General features: G+C 71.3%; 13 protein-coding genes. 8 read left to right on the forward strand and 5 right to left on the reverse strand.

The features are described from left to right. Positions 1–85: 85 nt before the first annotated feature. Positions 86–1,135 (reverse strand): EAL domain-containing protein, encoded by a 1,050-nt coding sequence (locus AB0395_RS42555; RefSeq protein ID WP_366292234.1) that lies wholly within the window; start codon positions 1,133–1,135, stop codon positions 86–88. A 183-nt stretch (positions 1,136–1,318) separates the two neighbouring features. On the opposite strand from AB0395_RS42555, the gene AB0395_RS42560 reads away from it, so the two are divergent. From AB0395_RS42560 to AB0395_RS42580, 5 genes are all read left to right on the forward strand, one after another. Beyond that, positions 1,319–1,975 carry an acVLRF1 family peptidyl-tRNA hydrolase gene (locus AB0395_RS42560; protein WP_366292237.1) on the forward strand — a complete coding sequence of 219 codons (657 nt, stop codon included), beginning with the start codon at positions 1,319–1,321 and terminating at the stop codon, positions 1,973–1,975. Between the two features lie 248 nt (positions 1,976–2,223). After that, entirely contained in the window at positions 2,224–3,822 is a 1,599-nt protein-coding gene (locus AB0395_RS42565) for an ABC-F family ATP-binding cassette domain-containing protein (protein WP_366292240.1), read from the forward strand. Positions 3,823–3,936: 114 nt separating this feature from the next. After that, positions 3,937–4,152 carry a helix-turn-helix domain-containing protein gene (locus AB0395_RS42570; protein WP_030507271.1) on the forward strand — a complete coding sequence of 72 codons (216 nt, stop codon included), beginning with the start codon at positions 3,937–3,939 and terminating at the stop codon, positions 4,150–4,152. Between the two features lie 131 nt (positions 4,153–4,283). Continuing rightward, positions 4,284–5,093 carry an enoyl-CoA hydratase/isomerase family protein gene (locus AB0395_RS42575; protein ID WP_366292244.1) on the forward strand — a complete coding sequence of 270 codons (810 nt, stop codon included), beginning with the start codon at positions 4,284–4,286 and terminating at the stop codon, positions 5,091–5,093. Between the two features lie 51 nt (positions 5,094–5,144). Continuing rightward, a complete protein-coding gene (locus tag AB0395_RS42580) occupies positions 5,145–7,019 on the forward strand; it encodes an ABC transporter ATP-binding protein (RefSeq protein WP_366292247.1) in 1,875 nt (624 codons plus the stop codon). A gap of 22 nt (positions 7,020–7,041) precedes the next feature. Here AB0395_RS42580 and AB0395_RS42585 read toward each other — a convergent pair whose 3' ends face one another. Next, entirely contained in the window at positions 7,042–7,923 is an 882-nt protein-coding gene (locus AB0395_RS42585) for a sulfotransferase (protein WP_366292250.1), read from the reverse strand. Between the two features lie 30 nt (positions 7,924–7,953). Here AB0395_RS42585 and AB0395_RS42590 point away from each other — a divergent pair, with 30 nt between their 5' ends. The 3 genes from AB0395_RS42590 to AB0395_RS42600 all read left to right on the forward strand — a co-directional run bounded on the left by AB0395_RS42590 (position 7,954) and on the right by AB0395_RS42600 (position 12,679). After that, a complete protein-coding gene (locus tag AB0395_RS42590) occupies positions 7,954–8,901 on the forward strand; it encodes an LD-carboxypeptidase (RefSeq protein WP_366292253.1) in 948 nt (315 codons plus the stop codon). A gap of 39 nt (positions 8,902–8,940) precedes the next feature. Then, entirely contained in the window at positions 8,941–9,873 is a 933-nt protein-coding gene (locus AB0395_RS42595; RefSeq protein ID WP_366292256.1) for a hypothetical protein, read from the forward strand. Positions 9,874–10,087: 214 nt separating this feature from the next. Continuing rightward, positions 10,088–12,679 (forward strand): Hsp70 family protein, encoded by a 2,592-nt coding sequence (locus tag AB0395_RS42600; RefSeq protein WP_366292259.1) that lies wholly within the window; start codon positions 10,088–10,090, stop codon positions 12,677–12,679. Positions 12,680–12,818: 139 nt separating this feature from the next. Here the strand turns inward: AB0395_RS42600 and AB0395_RS42605 are convergent, their stop codons facing one another. The 3 genes from AB0395_RS42605 to AB0395_RS42615 form a co-directional block, all read right to left on the reverse strand. After that, on the reverse strand, positions 12,819–14,756 hold the full coding sequence (locus AB0395_RS42605; protein WP_366292261.1) for a dynamin family protein: 1,938 nt from the start codon (positions 14,754–14,756) through the stop codon (positions 12,819–12,821). 358 nt (positions 14,757–15,114) lie between these two features. Then, complete coding sequence (locus AB0395_RS42610; RefSeq protein WP_366292264.1) at positions 15,115–16,965, reverse strand: dynamin family protein; 1,851 nt, start codon at positions 16,963–16,965, stop codon at positions 15,115–15,117. Continuing rightward, complete coding sequence (locus AB0395_RS42615; protein ID WP_366292267.1) at positions 16,962–17,219, reverse strand: hypothetical protein; 258 nt, start codon at positions 17,217–17,219, stop codon at positions 16,962–16,964. Before AB0395_RS42615 ends, AB0395_RS42610 begins: the two co-directional genes overlap by 4 nt. Positions 17,220–17,226: the final 7 nt, after the last annotated feature.

A 17,226-nucleotide genomic window follows, 5' to 3' on the forward strand; every position in this document is an offset into this window, starting at 1 on the left:
GGTGCGTTGGCGCTCGGCGGATGAGCGACGAGGGAAGACACCGGCACTGGGGCGCCCAAGCCCGCGCCGCCGCAGGCGGCGCAAATTAACGCTGCATGGCCGCGACCTGGCGGATCAGGTCGGCGACCCGGACGATCCCCATGCAGCGCCCGAACTCGTCGATGACGACCAGGTCGTCGTAGACGCGCTCGGCGTCGCGTCCTGCGACCTGCATGGCGGCGATGGCGGGAGTGGTCTTCGGGGCGCTGCGGATCGAGTCCGCGAGGCGCAGGGCGGGCTTCTTGCCGTGCAGGGCGTGGCCGAACCTGCTGGCAATGGACAGCAGGAACCGGCTGCGGTCGAGGCTGCCTTTCGGGCGCTGGTACTCGTCAACCAGGATCACGCTGGTGATGGACGGGTCGGTGCCGAAGGCCTCGACCACCTCCTCGGCGTTCGCCTCCGCGGGGAGGGTCATCGCGGGCAGCAGGAACTCGTGGACGCGGGGGCCGAGCAGTGCCTGCACCGGCTCCGGGGTGACCGCGATCGGCACATGGACCCGGCCGGAGGGCCCGGGAACCAGCAGCGGTCCCTGTGCCAGCCGTACGCCCCAGGCGCGCACCGCGGCGAGCTGCGCCTCCTCGGAGACGCCGGGAGCCAGCACGTGGGCGCCGACCCCGCGGGCGAGCGCGGCCAGCGACTCGGCGAGCGCCGCGCGACGCGGGTCGCGGGGCATCCTGGCGATCAGGTCGGGGGAGATCACGGCGAGGTACGGCGCCGCGTCGGTGAGCAGGTCCAGCGGGATGTGGGCGGTGCCCAGATCGCCCACCGCGATCAGGTAGCCGATGGCGCGCAGCCCGTCGAGCCCGGTGAGCAGGGACTGGCGCTCGACCTGGGCGAAGTCGCCCCTGACCATGAGGATGACCTCGCGGGGCCTGCGGCCTGCGGTGCGCAGGGCCTCGTGGAGGGGGGCCAGCGCGGCCGATCCGCCTATCACGGCGGAGGAGGGGATCGGGAGTACCAGGGGAAGGAGTGCCTCGCTTCTGGAGATCTGCAGGACCGTTCTGATGGCGGAGGAGATGTTTCCGTGACCGTCGCCAGGCGCATGGAGGGCGATAACGCCTCCGGTGTCGAGGTCGACGATCGGGGTAACGTCCACGGTGGCCGCTGCGGAGGCCGGCGGAAGGAGATGCGTTCTACTCGACACGTACAGAGAATGAACCATAGTCAGCAGCCGCATAAGTCACGTTCAGTGATGTTCACCGATATTTCGCTGTTCGTTGAAGATGGCTCCTGTATGCGGCGTTGGGGGTGGAGCGGCCAACCGGTAGTGTCCCGTTCCATGACGTCGCGACCCGCTAAGGGGGGAGGGCGCTGGGTCTCCGTCGGCCCCGCGCGCCTCGGACGCTGGGTCGACGGCTTCGTCGAGCGGCACGGACCACCGAGCGTGACGGTCGAGGATGAGGTCGTGCGGCTTCAGGGCGCGGACGGCGCGGTGGCGGAGTGCCAGGTGCCGTTCCCGCCGCTGACCCCCTCCGGAGGCGGGCCTCTGGCGCGCCTTATCACCCACGCGCGCCTCGAGCGCAGAGTCGGGGTCCTGCTGGTACGGCTCGGCGGCCACGCGGCCGGAATCTTTTACGGCGAGGAGTTGCTGTCCTCCAAGGTGGGGTCGAGACAGGTGCACGGCCGCAGCGCGGCGGGCGGCTGGTCCCAGCGGAGGTTCGCCAGGCGCAGGGAGAAGCAGGTGGACCAGGCGCACGACGCGGCGGCGGAGGTGGCGCTGCGTGTCCTCGGCCCGCACGTGGCCGAGCTTGAGGCGGTGATCCTCGGCGGCGACAGGCGCGCGGTCGACGCGCTGCGGCCGGACCGCAGGCTCGCGCCGCTCTTCGCGCTGGAGACGGGGCCGTTCCTGACGGTCCCCGATCCCCGCCTCGTCGTGCTCGCGGGCACTCCCGCCGAGTTCCGCGCCGTCCGGATCAGGGTCACCGACCCCGTCTGACCCTCGTGGCCCGCCGATGCCACGGGCCGCGGCGTGGGCTTCCGTGCAGACCACCGGGCCGATCATCGGCTGATCAGGGAGCCCGTGACGTCCGCGCGCGCCGTACACTGATCGGTATGCGCACTTCCGATTGACGCCGCCCCCGATGAGGCGAGACAGCCGAGCCGGAGCCGGGAGACACAGGGCGGCGGCGGGTTCGGCCAGTGAGGTGAGCCTGTGTATTTCCAGTCTGGGAGTGTTCTCCAACCATGATCGTAGCTTCTGACATCGAACTTCGCGCCGGGGCCCGGCTGCTCATCGAGGGCGCGTCGTTCCGGGTGAACCCCGGCGACAAGATCGGCCTTGTCGGCCGCAACGGCGCGGGCAAGACCACCCTGACCAGGGTTCTGGCCGGTGAGGGCATCCCTGCGGCGGGCAGCGTCTCGGCCACGGGCGCCGTCGGCTACCTGCCGCAGGACCCGCGCACCGGCGACCTGCAGGTGCTGGCCCGCGATCGGATCCTATCGGCGCGCGGCCTCGACGAGGTCCTCCGCGAGCTGCGTGAGGCCGAGCACGGCATGGCCTCGGAGAACCAGCGGACGAGGGATCGCGCGGTGCGCGCCTACGGGCGCCTGGAGGACCGGCTGCACGTCCTGGGCGGCTACTCCGCTGAGTCGGAGGCGGCCTCGATCGCCTCCAGCCTCGGGCTGCCTGACCGGGTGCTCGGACAGCCCTTGGAGACGCTGTCCGGAGGCCAGCGCAGGCGGGTCGAGCTGGCCCGCATTCTGTTCAGCGGAGCGGAGACTCTCCTGCTTGACGAGCCGACAAACCACCTCGATGCAGACTCAATCGGGTGGCTTCGTGATTTTTTACGATCGCATCAGGGCGGCTTGATCATTATTAGCCACGACGTCGGTCTCCTTGAAGCGACGGTAAACAAGGTCCTGCACCTGGACGCCAACCGCGCGGTGATCGACACCTACAACGTCGGCTGGAAGGCCTATCTGGCCCAGCGGGAGACCGACGAGAAGCGCAGGAAGCGCGAGCGGGCCAACGCGGAGAAGCAGGCCTCCGCGCTCATGTCGCAGGCCGACAAGATGCGTGCGAAGGCGACGAAGGCCAAGGCCGCCCAGGACATGCAGCGCCGTGCGGAGCGGCTGTTGTCCGGCCTCGAGGTCGAGCGGCGCAGCGACAGGGTCGCCAAGCTGCGCTTCCCCGAGCCCGCGCCCTGTGGCCGCACGCCGATCAGCGCGGAGGGTCTGTCGAAGTCCTACGGCTCGCTCGAGGTCTTCACCGATGTCGCGGCGGCCGTCGACAAGGGCAGCAGGGTCGTCATCCTGGGCCTGAACGGTGCGGGCAAGACCACCCTGCTGCGCATCCTGGGAGGCATAGAGGAGCCGGACAGCGGCCTGGTCAGGCCCGGCCACGGGCTCAAGCTGGGCTACTACGCGCAGGAGCACGAGACGATCGATCCGGGCCGGACCGTGCTGGAGAACATGCGCTCCGCGGGCGGGGAGCTCGCCGACGTCGAGCTGCGCAAGGTGCTGGGCTCGTTCCTGTTCACCGGGGACGACGTGGACAAGCCCGCGGGGGTGCTCTCCGGCGGGGAGAAGACCCGGCTGGCCCTGGCCACGCTGGTGCTCTCCGCGGCCAACGTCCTGCTGCTCGACGAGCCGACGAACAACCTCGATCCGGCCAGTCGAGAGCAGGTTCTTTCGGCCCTAAGGTCCTATTCTGGGGCGATTGTGCTCGTCACGCATGATGAGGGTGCTGTCGAGGCTCTACAACCCGATAGGGTGATCTTGCTACCGGACGGAGTCGAAGACGCTTGGAGCGATGAATTTTCCGATCTTGTGGCACTTGCCTGATCTTAATTTGAGCGGGTACGGATCTTTTCCCATGGAGTAGGTAGCCGATCTCGCAGAAATGACTGATCATGGCGTGAGTAACGCTGCGGAAGTCTGGCACTACAGGAGGTACTCGTGGCCGAGACTCTTAAGAAGGGCACCCGGGTGACCGGGGCCGACCGTGAAAAGCTGGCCGCCGATCTGAAGAAGCGCTACAGCGCGGGTGAGAGCATCCGGGCGCTGGCCGCTTCGACCGGCCGGTCGTACGGCTTCATCCACCGCATCCTGAGCGAGTCCGGTGTGACTCTGCGCGGGCGCGGCGGCGCCACCCGAGGCAAGTCGAAGCGCTGACACCGCCTCGGAACGCGCGACCGCAGCCGCTCGTCCTCCACGCTGAGACGTCCCGCTCGGGCCTGTAGAACCTCATTCTAGAGAGTCGATAGGCTCGGGCGAGACGCAAAAACGACAGCTTGGAGCGGGCGATGGCGGAAGCGGCGATCGGGGGGAGCGCGGAGAAGACCTCTCACGAGGAGGTCGGTCTGCGCTTCGAGGTGGACGGCGAGATCGCGACGATCACGCTGGACCGGCCGGAAAGGCGCAACGCACAGACGTTCGCCACCTGGTCGGAGCTGGCTCGCATCGGTGACTCCCTGCCGCAGCAGGTGAGGATCGTCGTGGTCCGAGGTGAGGGGCCGTCCTTCTCGGCAGGCATTGACCTGCGCTTGTTCACCCCCGAGGGAATCCCGGGTCAGGACTCGCTCGCGACTCTCGCGACGGCCGAAGACCCGACGTTCGAGCAGCGGATAGCCCACGCCCAGCGGGGGTTCCTGTGGCTGCGCCGTCCCGACATCGTCTCCATCGCAGCCGTCAACGGGCACGCGATCGGCGCCGGTTTCCAGCTGGCTCTGGCCTGTGACCTGAGGGTCCTCGCCGAAGACGCCAAGCTGTGCATGAAAGAGCTCGCCCTCGGGCTGGTCCCCGACCTGACGGGAACCAAGCCGCTGGTCGACCTGGTCGGCCTGCCAAGGGCCATCGAGATCTGCCTTACCGCCCGCGCCGTGGGGGCGCGGGAGGCGGCTGCTATCGGCCTGGCGGAACTGGTTGTCGCCCCCGAGGATCTGGCGGAGGCCGTACGGGATCTGGCCGCCGCGCTGCTGGCCACCGACAGGGGCGCCGCGACGGCGACCAAACGGCTGCTCCAGGGGGCCGGAGGGCGCACACTGGAGGAGCAGAGCGCCGCGGAACGCCGGGAGCAGGTCGCCCGGGTCAGGGCGCTGTTCGCCGGAAGCTGACGGGGGAATGTGGGGGCCCGTCCCGGTGCTGGCACCGGCGGAGGAGGCCAGATGGCGATGACAGGTGGGGGTTTCGGCCCCCAGATGATGCGTTCCATGCGGCGTGACAGCTCGGTGACCAAGCAGCGCCTCGCACCGGGCACGGTGCGGCGCATCGCACGCTACGCGCGCCCCTTCGCGCGGCACATCTCCGCCTTCCTGGCCCTGGTCGTGGCCGGCTCGGTCATCGTGATCGTCAACCCGCTGCTGATGAAGGCGATCATCGACGAGGGCATCACCCCGAAGCGATCCGGCGTCGTGGTCACCCTCGCGGTGGTCATCGCGGCGCTGGCGGTCGTCGACGCCGCGCTGACGCTGGCGCAGCGCTGGTTCTCCGCCAGGATCGGCGAGGGTCTGATCTACAACCTGCGCACCGAGGTCTTCGACCACGTGCAGCGGATGCCCGTGGCCTTCTTCATGCGCACGCAGACCGGAGCCCTGGTCTCCAGGCTCAACAGCGACGTGATCGGCGCGCAGCGGGCGCTGACGAGCACGCTGTCCTCCGTCGTGTCGAACGTGGTCATGCTGGTGCTCGTGCTCGGCGCCATGCTGGTGCTGTCCTGGCAGATCACGGTCGTCGCGCTCGTGCTGTTGCCGATCTTCGTCTTCCCCGCCAAGTGGGTCGGCAGGAAGATGTCCGGCCTCACCCGCGAGCAGATGGAGCTCGACGCCGAGATGAGCTCCATGATGACCGAGCGGTTCAACGTCGCGGGCGCCACGGTCGCCAAGCTGTACGGCAGGCCGGAGGAGGAGGCCACCGTCTTCGGGCACAGGGCGGGGCGGGTGCGGGACGTCGGCGTCACCGTCGGCATGTACGGGACGGTGTTCCGGGTCGCGCTCGGCCTGGTCGCGGCCCTGGCCACCGCCCTGGTCTACGGCGCGGGCGGCGTGCTGGCCGTTGGCGGCGTCTTCGAGCTGGGCACCCTGGTCGCGCTCGCCGCCCTCCTGATGCGCCTGTACGGCCCGCTGACGAGCCTGTCCAACATGCACGTGGACGTGATGACCGCACTGGTGAGCTTCGACCGGGTCTTCGAGGTGCTCGACCTGAAGCCGATGGTCGCGGAGCGGCCGGACGCCGCCGCTGTCCCCCAGGGGCCCGCGACCGTCGAGTTCGAGGATGTCCGGTTCCGCTACCCGGCGGCCTCCGAGGTCTCGCTGGCCTCGCTCGAGGCGGTCGGCCGCCCTGACACCGGGCCCGGCCAGGAGGTGCTGCGCGGCATCTCCTTCACCGCCCGCCCCGGCGAGATGATCGCGCTCGTCGGCCACTCGGGGGCGGGCAAGACGACCATCACCAGCCTGGTCTCCCGGCTCTACGACGTCGACGAGGGCGCGGTGCGGATCAACGGCCTCGACGTGCGCGATGCCACCCTCGCCTCCCTCCGCGAGAGCGTGGGCGTGGTCATGCAGGACGCCCATCTGTTTCATGACACCATCGGGGCCAACCTCGCCTATGCCAGGCCCGGCGCGACCGAGGAGGAGATCTGGGACGCCCTGCGCGCCGCGCAGATCGCCGAACTGGTCGAGGGCCTGCCCGAGGGGCTGGAGACCGTGGTCGGAGACCGGGGCTACCGGCTGTCCGGCGGTGAGAAGCAGCGCCTGGCGCTGGCCAGACTGCTTCTCAAGGAGCCCAGGGTGGTCGTGCTCGATGAGGCGACCGCGCACCTGGACTCCGAGTCCGAGGCCGCGGTCCAGCGCGCCCTCAAGAGCGCGCTGGCCGGGCGGACCTCACTGGTCATCGCCCACCGGCTGTCGACCATCCGCGAGGCGGACCAGATCCTGGTCGTCCAGGACGGCCGCATCGTGGAGCGAGGGCGGCACGAGGAGCTGCTGGCGCACGGCGCGCTCTACGCCGAGCTCTACCGCACCCAGTTCAGCTCAGGGGAGTGAGCGCGGCCGGGCCGCCGGTGGATCACCGGTAGCCGAGCCGGGTCAGTTCCTCGCGGGCGACCTTCTCGACCAGCTCGGCGTCCGCGCCGCGCAGCCTGGTGCGCCAGACACCGACCTTCGGCACGTTCCTGCCGTACAGGGCGACCTTGGAGACCCGCGTCTCCAGGAAGTCGGACAGTCCCTGGACCGCCTCCGCGGGGGAGGAGGCCAGGTCCTCGTAGCGCAGGGTCAGCAGCTGCTCGCGGGGAAGCTCCCGGTGGAGGGTGGCCGACAGGCGGACCGCGCTGCGCCAGCGCAGCGCGCACTTGCCCGCCGTCGGCATGGCCTTCCACCGGTCTCCGTGCTCGCCCGAGTTGAGGCCAAGGAAGGGATTGGGGAACTCGGTCTCCTCGCTCAGCATGGCGGGCCTGAACCACGAGAGCATCGCCGGATCGGCCAGCATGTCGGCGGCCACGTCACGGCCGTCCCTGATGAGCTGGACGAACCGGGCGTCGGGGAAGGCCTGCAGCAGCACGGAGGTGCTGTAGATCAGGTCGGGGCTGGCGTCGCCGAACCGGGCGACCGCGCCGGAGGCGGCGCATGGGCCTGCCCCCGTCACCCCTCCCGCCTCCCTGCAGGGGGCGGGGCACTCCAGGCACGCGCCGGGCACGATCTGCCAGGACTCGGCCAGGGCGTCGCGCAGCACCCGCGTCGCGCCCATGCCCCGCTTGGTGATGGAGGGGCGCCTGGCGAAGGCGTACACGACATGGGCCACCGAGGCGCGTCCCATTGTGATATGGAAGCCGGGGGAGCGCTTCAGGGCGCGGGCAAGCAGGTCCGAGCCGGAGTGCGGGGCGGCGAGCACGAACACCGGCTGGCGGACCTTGATGCCGTTGACCACGAGGATGTGGGTCGGAGGTCGCATAGGTGAGCCCAGTGTGGCACCGTTTGGGGGATGAACGAACCGGCCACGCCCGTTCCCGCCCCGCAGGTCGGCGCAGTCGTCCCGGCCAGGCTCCGGCCCGGTGACGTGGTCGCGGTCGTCGCCCCCTGCGGTCCCCCCGACCGGGAGCGTCTGGCACGCGGGGTCCGGATCCTCCGGGAGCTTGGCCTTGAGGTCGTCACCGGGGCCCACGTGTTCGACCGTGATCGCTACCTGGCCGGATCGGACGCCGCACGGGCGGCCGACCTACAGGAGGCGTGGTGCGACCCCGAGGTGGCCGCCGTGCTCTGCGCGAGGGGTGGCTACGGCGCGACCAGGATCCTCGATCTGCTCGACTGGGATGCCATGCGGGCCGCGGGTCCCAAGACGCTGGCCGGTTCCAGCGACGTCACCGCGCTGCACCGGGCGTTCGCCGTCATGCTGGGCGTCGCGTCGTGGTTCGGGCCGATGCCCGCCTGCTCCACGATCAGCGACCCGGGCGGGCCGGAGCCCCGCACCTTCGAGCATCTCACCGCCGCCCTGTTCGGCACTCCCTCGCCTGTCACCGGTGATCGTGTGATCGTCCCAGGCCGGGTCGAGGCGCCGGTGACCGGCGGCAACCTCACTCTGCTGGCGGCGCTGTGCGGCACGCCGTACGAGCTGCGGGCGCGGGGGAGGATCGTGCTGCTCGAGGACGTCGCCGAGGCGCCGTACCGGATCGACAGGATGCTCACTCAGTTGCTCATGTCGGGGGCGCTCGACGGGGCCGCGGGCTTTGCCCTGGGGTCCTGGGTCGGCTGCGGCGACCCCTACCCGGTGCTCGAGGAACGGCTCGCGCCGCTCGGGGTGCCGGTGATCGCCGGTCTTCCGATAGGACACGGGACACCACAGTTGAGCGTGTTGTTAGGGGCACTTGGTGCTATTGATGCACAATCGTGCTCTTTGACCGGCTCAATCACCACCCCCGTGGGGGCAGTCTAGGTGCGGACCTAGGAGGAAACCGGCAGAGGGGATGGACGCGTGAGGCTGTTCCGGCGGCATCGTGACCGGCAGACCAGGAGACCCGCGCGTCCGGTCGAAGATGTCGATCTGGACTCCCTGCTCGCGCTGGTCGCCGACACCCTGGGCTACTCCAGTGCCTTCGCCGCCGACGGCAGCACGCTGACCCTGTCGGGCCCCCGCAGGTTCGCGGTACGGCTGGCCGGGCTGCGGGCCGAGGCGCGCAGGCGCTCGCGTGAGGACTGGCCGATGCTCGTTTCCGAGCATCTGTCCCACGTCCTGGCCACGGCCGACGAGCCGTTCGACGCCTGTGACCTGTCCCAGGTTCGCCCGCTGCTGCGCACCCGGCTCCAGCTCGACGACGACCTGGGCGCGGCCGGGGTCGTCGGCCGCCACCTCACCGCCGACCTGGTCGAGGTGCTCACCGTAGGGCACGGCGCGGACGCCAGGCCGGTCCGCCCTGAGGAGGTCGGCTGCTGGCCGGTCACCGCCGCACAGGCGCTGGAGGAGGCTGTGGGCAACGCCGGGGACGACGAGCGGCTCTCGGTCGCGGAGGTCGACCTCGGCGGCGTCGCGGTGCTGCGGCTGAGCGGCGCGACCCAGAGCGCCGCGGCCCACCTGCGCCGCCTCGGCGACTACCTGCGCGTGCCCGCGAACGGCGTGTTGGTCGCGCTGCCCAGCCGCGCCACGATGATCGTCCATCCGGTCGAAGGCATCGAGGTTGTCCGCGCGATCGAGCGGCTGCGGCTGTTCGCCCAGCGCGAATGCGACTTGCGCGCCGACGCGCTCAGTCCCCAGGTCTACTGGTGGCACGACGGCAGGCTCACCCTCATCAGGGCCGACCTGGTCAGCCATGACGGCCAGACCCGGCTCGTCGTGGCTCCGCCCCAGGAGTTCGCCAGGGTGCTCGCGGCCCTGGCGGCCCGCCCGGAGACCGGAGATCCAGGAAGCTGAGGGCGGGCGGCGAGGCGGCGTGCCGTCAGTGGCCTCACAAGGCCTGCCGCGGCCCCCGTGGGCCTGCCGGGAACCGTAAGATGGTGCCTTCCCGCCCCGCACTCACCCCGAGGATCCTCCCGCGCACCCTGGATCGTTCCTCGCGTGCCCACCGCGATCGGGCCGCGGCCTGTGAATGCGGGACGATCGGGTTCGCATCTACGAGGAGTGGCAAATGGCGCAGTGGTGCCTCGGTGTCGATCTCGGGACGAGTTTCTCCGCCGGGGTCATAGCCGCCGAAGGGCGCTTCGACATCCTGGAGGTCGAGGGGGAGCGGCGCATACCCTCCGCCGTCATGCTCGACGAGCGCGGGACACTGGTCGCGGGCCGGATCGCCCAGCGAGGCATCGCGATCAGCCCCGAACGCGTCGAGCGCAACCCCAAGCGCTACGTCGGCCGGGGCCGGATGCTGCTGGGCGGGGTGCCGGTCGCCGTCGCCGACGCCATGGCGGCGCTGCTCGAGCTGTTCGTGAGCGAGGGCAGGCGGCGCTTCGACGGCGCCGCGCCCGACTGCATCGCGCTGACCCACCCCGTCGCCTGGGGGGAGGACCGCAAGGCCGTGCTGCTGGAGGCCGCCAGGCAGGTCGTGCGCGGCGTGCGGATCGTGCTCATCGACGAGCCCGTCGCCTCCGCCCGCTACTTCGCCTCGGCAGGGCGGGCGACAGGCGGTTCGCACCTGGCCGTCTACGACCTCGGCGGCGGCACGTTCGACGCCGCCGTGCTCACCGTCGACGGGAGCGACTTCAAGGTCGTCGGCGAGCCCGGCGGCAGCGACGAGATCGGCGGGGAGGTGTTCGACGAGCAGGTGTTCGCCTTCCTCGGGGCGCAGATCGAGCGTCTGGACGCCGAGTGGTGGGAGCAGGTGACCAGCAACCCCGAGCGCCGCTACGTGAGCTACGCCGCCGACCTGCTCAAGATGGCCAGGGAGGCGAAGGAGGCTCTGTCGAAGTTCGACACCTCCTCCCACTACGTGGTCGGCATCAACGAGGACGTGCACATCGCCAGGGGCGACCTGGAGGATCTCATCGGCACCGAGATCGTCAAGACGGTCGACATCCTGCAGGAGACGATCCGCGGGGCCGGGATCACGCAGGACGAGCTGGCCGCGGTGTTCATGACCGGCGGTGCCAGCAGGATGCCGCTGGTCCAGGAGGCCGTGCGCGACCGGCTCGGAGACCGGGTGCGGACCTACGACGACCCGAAGATCGTGGTCGCGTACGGCGCCGCCCAGCTCGCCTGGAAGCTCAAGGTGGAGCACCGCGACCCCGGGCAGGGGCCGGGCCTCGTGACGGACACCACGGGACGGACCGCCTCCGGCCACTCCCCGGGGGCCCCTGGAGCCACAGACCAGCAGGCGTTCACCGGAACACCCGGCGCCCAGAGCGGCGCCCACCGGGCCTTCACCGGGCCGGAGGGCGGCCACACCGGAGGCCACCGAGCCTTCCCCGCCCAGGAGAGCGGCCAGGGCGCCGGGCAGGGCACCGGACAGCGGGGTCCCGGCGGCGCGCAGCCGGGCGGACAGGCTGCGGGGCCGGTCGTCGCGGGGGTCGAGAAGGTGCTGGACGGCGTGCTCGAGGCACGCGTCGAGGCGGGTAGGGTCTTCGTCCACCAGGCCTTCGAAAACGGCCATCTGCTGCGCAGGCTCGACGGGGTCGAGGGCAGGTACGACCGGGAGCTCGGCTTCGGCAGGCTGGTCGAGTGGGCCGCCTCACGCGAGGGCGTCGCCGCGGTCGAGCAGGTCGGGCCCGCGCAGGTGCTGGTCCGCACGCTCACCCCCGACCTCGCCATCCGCGGCACCCACCCGCTCCAGGTGTGGGGCAACCCCACCGTGATCGCGCAGGGCCGTACCGCGTGGGTCTTCTTCCAGCCGCGGCAGGCGACCCCGGTCGACAGCCTCGTCGGCCTGCCCTGGGGGGAGAGCGGGCAGCTGTCGATGATCGAGCTTGACCTGGGCGGGGGATTCATGTTCCAGGCGCCGCAGCCACGCGACCTGGGACCCTACACCCAGTGGTTCCTCAACGAGGACAACAGGCTGCGGCGTCTGATCGACCAGGAGGGGCCCAGTGGCAACGAGCCCTCGCCCTCCGTCGGCGCGCCCGGCTGCACCGTGGTGCTCGGGCAGTTCAGCAGCAACAAGCCGATGTTCCAGAACAGGCACAACGACTTCAGGCCGTGGCAGGTGCTGTGCCTGGTCGACCCCGGCGGCGTCGTGCGCCCGACGGTGCGGGAACCGGGGCGCAGCTGGCTCCACCAGGTCGTCCTGCACAACGGCAGGTGGTTCACCTCCAGCTCGGCCGGGCTCGAGGTGGACGGCGCAGGCGGCAGGACCAAGCTGATCATGCCGCGCCCCAGGGCGGGCGCCCTGCGCTGGGTTCCCGCGGGCGGCCAGATTTACGCGGTCGGCACCGACCAGGTGAGCCCCGCGAGGGGCTGGTCGGTGGGGATCTTCGACCAGCGGTCGCACACGCTGGAGTTCCTGATGGGCAAGCAGTCGGCGACCCTGGCCGGTCATCTCACCTCCCGCCACCGCTGGGAGCGTCCGCGCCTGATCCCCGACGGCGACTCGATGTGGATGACCATGCTGGACGCGGGCCGTAGCAGGCTCCTGCACGTCACCCCGGGCGGGGCCCGGGAGGTGCACCGCACGCAGGGGATGTTCGAGCCGGTCGCCCGGATCCCCACCGGCCTGCTCTGCCTGCACCGCCCCGGCGACACGAACGGGGCCACGCGGGACCAGCCCGCGACCCTGGTGCACCTGCCCCTTTGACGGGTGACGGCCCTGTGACGGACACGGCCGCCCCACGGCGGCCGTCTCAGCCCGTCGCGGGCGCCAGGACGCCGGTGCCGCCCCCGGACCGCAGAGGCGCGGTCCCGGGGCGGCGGCCCGGTGAGGTGGAGACGGTGTCTCAGGCTCCCGGAGCCGCGGCCGGAGCCGCGGCCGGGGCCGCGCCCAGGGCCGCGACCGCGGCGGCGAGCTCGTCGCGGAGCTCGTGGCCGCGCGCGGTGAGAGTGCCGATCGCCGCGATGCGGTCCTGGCCCGACTGCCGCGACTTCTGGCGCTCGGCGGCCGAGCGGGCCGAGGCGGACTTCAGCTCCGCGCGCCTGCTCTCCAGCTCCTTGCGCCGCCGCAGCAGGCTGTCGTCGGCGGCCTGCTCGACGCCGACCCGCCAGGTGGCCACCATCCGCTCGAGGTCGAGGGTCATCTCCCTGGCGATCACCGAGAACTGGTCGCGCAGCGCCCCTCTGATCGCCGCCTGGCTGCGCTGCACCTTCTCCAGCGAACGCCGTCCCAGGAAGATGGATGCCCCGATGGCCGGGGCGACCAGGATGAAGCCGATGGGGCCGAGCATGGCCGCGGCGAGGCCGCCGAAGGACACGGCCATCGAGATCGAGGGCAGCACGTCCCGCACCATGTCGACGTTGACCGGCTCGTTCGCGGACTGGTCTCCCTTGACCTGGATCGGTGACAGGTTGGGCATCGCCCGCCTGTCGGTGGTGAGCTCGACCGGGTCCAGGCCGAGATCGTGGGCGAAGGAGTTCAGCGTGGTCTTCGACAGGGTCTCCACGTCGTAGACGATCTGCGACCAGGCGGCCTCGAGTGAGCGCTGGACGCTCTCCGGCAGCTCCGCCATGTACCTGTCGATCTGGTCCTGCTTCTTCAGCGTGGCGATCACGTTCTCGTACGGCTGGCGGATCTCGGCCACCCGGGCGGCCACGATCCCGCCGACCTCTCGCCCGAGGAAGGTGTTGGCCACCATGCCCGCCCTACGGCGGGCCGCCAGTTCGGTGAGGGCCGTCAGCTCGGCGTCGACCTCGGCGAGCCGGGTCGTGACGTCGCCCTCGTCGTCCGATCCCACGGCGACGTCGTCCTTCGCCCCGGTGGCCAGCGCGCCGAGCACCGACAGCGCGGCGGCGACCACGGTGGCGCCACGCGCGGACTCCCTGCCCTCGGCGAACCCGCGCAGGTGCCGCTCGAGCACGTCCATGCCGCTGCGGGCTCGCAGCGCGTCCGCCCGCTCGACGCGCCCCTCCCGCCGTTTCGCTGCCGCCGCCTCCGCGAGCTTGGAGCTCACCGGGATCCAGGGGGCCTGGAGGAGCGGGGCCAGCGTCGCCGTCCTGTCCGGGTTGGCGGCGATCGCCTCGGTGACGAAGGTCCTCAGCCGGGCCTTGTTCTCCTCCTGCAGGCTCTGCCAGTTGGTCGAGTCCTCAACCTTGGTCAGCACGAACGCGATCGCCCGGACCCGCTCCGCGGCCTCGGCGAGAAACTCGAGCTCGTGCCTGAGCACGGGCTGGTCCTGCGCGCTGAGCGTGAACAGCAGGGCGTCCGCCCGCTGGAGCATGGCCACGGTCACCTGCCTGTGCCCCACGGTCAGGCTGTCTACGCCTGGGGTGTCGAGCAGCCGCAGGCCGTCGAGCAGCGGGTTGTCGAGGGTGATGTCCACGCTGACGACGTCACGCCGCTTTCCCGCGTCGCCGCGCATCGAGGCGTAGTCGGGAATCGACTCGACGGTGATCGGGGTCGCGACGAGTCCCGTTTCCGTGCTGCGGTGCACGACGGCGGTCAGCCGGGGGCCGCGCCGCAGGGACAGGAAGCAGTTGGTCGCGACGTCGGCATCGACCGGGAGCAGGTCGGGGTGGCCGACCAGCGTGTTGAGCAGGCGGCTCTTGCCCCGCTTCTGCGCACCGGCGACCACGATGTCGGTGCACTCGTCCTTCCACCTGGCCGCGCTCGCGGCCAGGACCTCGGCCAGGTCGGGCCTGCCGCACCGGCCCGCCAGCCCGTGGACCTCGTTGGCGTAGCGCAGCAGCCGGGCCACCGGGCCCGTCGGGTCGGGGGTCGTCATCGAAACTCCTTAAGCGTGGAGACCCGGTCCTTCAGGGCCGGGAGGAAACGCGGCACGACGCCGCGGGTTTCGTTAATGTGTTCGGTGGCGGCGATGACCAAGCCGCCACCCGTATGATCGGCTCCATCCTCGCCGCCGGGCCGGCGGAGAGGTGAAACGCCTGCGGAGCCGGTGTAAGACCTCAACGAAAGATTCTTTTCGGGCGGGCGGTCGGCGGTGAAACAGGAAACCCCGCGGGCGACCGCGGGAATCCCCTCCCCTCGAGGAGGGGAGGAGGTCAAGCGCTGTTTTCTCCTGTCGGGGGATCGGCTGGTGACACGTGTTCCGGGAGGTCCGTCCCGGCGGCGGGTACGGCTCGCTACGAGCCGTCCTGGCCACACTGCGACCAGATGGCCTCGTAGGTCTCGCAGAGGGTCTCCGCCGCCCTGCGCTGCCTGATGGGGAGCGGTCTGTGAGTCAGCACGCGGAACCTGGCAGCCAGCGCGGCGGCGTAGCCCGCGATCTCGGCGCGCGGCGCTGACGGGGGCGCGCCGAGCTGGGTCGCGAGCTCGCTCCCCGCGAGCAGGAGCTCCAGGGCCCGCCGGTCGTCTGCGGGGACCATCGGGGACAGGCGCAGCACCTCGGCCGCCGCCCGGTCGACGTGGGCCGGGGGAAGCGGTTCGCCGCCCCCCGCGCCTGCCCGGTCCCGCTCCTGCGCCAGCGCCTCGCCGACGATGTCCTCCAGGACGGTCAGCACGTCCCTGGCCCGATGCCCGCCGGTGCGGCCCTCGCTCATCATGGCGAGCGTGCGCCAGCGCATCGAGGCGGTGGTCGCCTCGGCGGCGATCTCCGCCTTCTGCGCTCCCGGGGGCAGGCCGAGCTGCTCGGCGGGGTCGTCGTGGCGGGCCATGCGCAGCAGTTCCGCCGTCATCCCCTCGTTGAGGACGAGCGTCCCCCTGCCGAGAGCCTCGGCCGCGGCGAAGATCCGCAGGCTGCCCAGCGCGGTCGCGATCGGCTTGTTCTCGTCGAGCTGGGCCGCCAGCGTGTCCAGGGTGGCACGATCCGAGCCGAGCGCGGGCGTGCGGGCGATGGCGCGCAGCCTGGTCATGGCGTCGAGCGCCTTCAGCTGGTCGGCGCGGCGGGCGAAGTGGGCGATGCCCGCGGCCACCGAGCCGGTCGCCGCCCGCCCCGCGGAGGAGTATCCCGACCGTTTCAGCAGGTGCGCCGCGAGCGCGGCCGCGTCCTTGACCCCGCCCTCGCGCAGGGCGCCGACCGCGGTCGCGATGCCGTAGCGGTGCAGCCGCTCCACCAGGCGGTGCCGCGTCTCAGCGGGGACGGGCAGGTCGGACGCCGAGCGGAAGTCGTTCAGGTCGAGGAGGTAGTCCTCGAGGTCGTCCTCGTCCAGCTCGGCCAGCCGGGACAGGGCCTCGAACTCGTCGGCGCCCGGCGGGCACGCCCGTGCGGTCTCCGCCAGCAGGCCGATTACCGGGACCACGTCGAAGACGGAGGTCCGCAGGTCCTGGTAGCCCTTGGCCGCCAGCCTGCGCGCCGTCGGCCACGGGTCGTCCTCGTCGCCGCGCCGGTCGACCTGGCCCAGTACGGCCAGCGTGTTGACGCAGCTCATCCCGCACGCGTCGGTGAGGCCGCGGAACTCGGCGAGGGTGGTGTCGTCGAACTTCTGGACGTAGCGCAGCACGTAGATCATCGCCTGGGCGCGGTCGTCCTCGTCGCCCGAGCCGAACAGCATGCTCCGGGCTGCCTGCTCGTTCGAGGCCGTCACCGTGTTCATGCCGGGGGTGTCGACGATGGTGACCGTGCGCAGGGACGGCAGGTTCAGCGCGACGCGCAGCCGCCGGATCCTGGCCACCTCGACGCCCAGCTCAGCGGGGAGCCGGTGGCCGGGCAGCAGGCGGGAGTGGGCCACGCCGCCGTCCGTCAGATCGATCGTGATGCGGCCGTCGTCCTCGCCGTACTCGTACTGGGTGACGACGAAGGTGCACTCGCCCGCGTCGACCGGGGCGACGGGCAGCCCGAGCAGCGCGTTCACCAGGGTTGACTTCCCGCTGCTCACCGCGCCCGCGACAGCGACACGCAGCGGCGCATCGAGGCTCGCGCGCACCTGCGCGACCCGCTCGCGCAGCTCCGCCCCGGCGAGCTTGGCCGAGGTGGTCTCGCAGAGGCGGCGCAGCAGGTCCGCGGGGCCCGCCGAGCCCGCCGGATCCGCGGTCACGCGTCACCGCCGCCGGGCGCGAGCCGTCCGCCGGAGGCGAAGGCAAAGGCGAAGGCGATGGGGTCGGGTATCAGGGAGAGGTCGGCGTGATCCGACGAGAACGTTCGCGCCAGCATGTACAGGTTCTCCTCCTCTGTCGGTTCCCTGGCCGTCTCGAAGAGGAGTCGACGCAGGTCGGTCAGGTCGTCTGACTCGTCGTAAGTCGGTCCGAACCGCGGATTATCACGGTCCAATATCATGGCGGACCACCTCATACCGGGT

The organism is Streptosporangium sp. NPDC051023, assembly GCF_040689595.1.
Lineage (GTDB): Bacteria > Actinomycetota > Actinomycetes > Streptosporangiales > Streptosporangiaceae > Streptosporangium.

What these genes read in the sequence shown, in the direction of transcription:
- AB0395_RS42600 (WP_366292259.1), top strand. Translation starts at nt 10,088, where the DNA reads ATGGCGCAGTGGTGCCTCGGTGTCGATCTCGGGACGAGTTTCTCCGCC.
- AB0395_RS42565 (WP_366292240.1), top strand. Translation starts at nt 2,224, where the DNA reads ATGATCGTAGCTTCTGACATCGAACTTCGCGCCGGGGCCCGGCTGCTC.
- AB0395_RS42590 (WP_366292253.1), top strand. Translation starts at nt 7,954, where the DNA reads ATGAACGAACCGGCCACGCCCGTTCCCGCCCCGCAGGTCGGCGCAGTC.
- AB0395_RS42585 (WP_366292250.1), bottom strand. Translation starts at nt 7,923, where the DNA reads ATGCGACCTCCGACCCACATCCTCGTGGTCAACGGCATCAAGGTCCGC.
- AB0395_RS42580 (WP_366292247.1), top strand. Translation starts at nt 5,145, where the DNA reads ATGGCGATGACAGGTGGGGGTTTCGGCCCCCAGATGATGCGTTCCATG.
- AB0395_RS42605 (WP_366292261.1), bottom strand. Translation starts at nt 14,756, where the DNA reads ATGACGACCCCCGACCCGACGGGCCCGGTGGCCCGGCTGCTGCGCTAC.
- AB0395_RS42615 (WP_366292267.1), bottom strand. Translation starts at nt 17,219, where the DNA reads ATGAGGTGGTCCGCCATGATATTGGACCGTGATAATCCGCGGTTCGGA.
- AB0395_RS42575 (WP_366292244.1), top strand. Translation starts at nt 4,284, where the DNA reads ATGGCGGAAGCGGCGATCGGGGGGAGCGCGGAGAAGACCTCTCACGAG.
- AB0395_RS42560 (WP_366292237.1), top strand. Translation starts at nt 1,319, where the DNA reads ATGACGTCGCGACCCGCTAAGGGGGGAGGGCGCTGGGTCTCCGTCGGC.